Source organism: Campylobacter sp. IFREMER_LSEM_CL292, from assembly GCF_025771615.1.
Taxonomy (GTDB): Bacteria; Campylobacterota; Campylobacteria; order Campylobacterales; family Campylobacteraceae; genus Campylobacter_D; species Campylobacter_D lari_D.
Genome location: NZ_JAKMQP010000040.1, coordinates 1 through 524, shown reverse-complemented (window position 1 = coordinate 524; position 524 = coordinate 1). Strand labels below are relative to the sequence as shown.

At 30.2% G+C, this 524-nt stretch carries 1 protein-coding gene; it reads right to left on the bottom strand.

The window, feature by feature from the left end:
- Window positions 1-524, bottom strand: a 524-nt coding sequence (locus L8T82_RS07945; RefSeq protein WP_263726288.1) for a hypothetical protein, incomplete at both ends; no start/stop codon positions are given.

Here is a 524-nt window from a genome sequence, read left to right as displayed (position 1 = left end):
TTTCTCTACATGAAACCACCAACTAGGATCCTTATAAGAAGGATACTCTACTTCGGGAGTGTAAATTTTTGTTTTATACTTAATGCTTTTCACAAAAGAACCACCTAAAGCATTGACTTTTAACAAAATATCATTCTCAAACGGAGCTTTGGAAGTAATAGTTGCTTTAGCTTTACCACTAGAATTAAATGTTGTATCATGATCATTTAAAGTGGCATCTCCACTTATATTCCATTCTACTTTAGAACCTGTTTTTCCACCTTTTAATACAGCATGTACTACTTCTCCTTCTTGAGTATAAAGTGTTTCTTTATCAAGTTCTAAATTCAATTCTCTTTGATAAAGATTAATTTTATCTGCAGTTATTTCAGTTTTAGCAATAGCTGATTTCATATAACTAAACTTAATAGTAAGTTCTTTAACACTAGGATCACTAATACCACTAAATTCTAAAGTAGCTTCACCTTTATCATTAACATTAAAGCTTTCTTTTTTAGCTTTCACTCCTTTACTTCCACTGATTT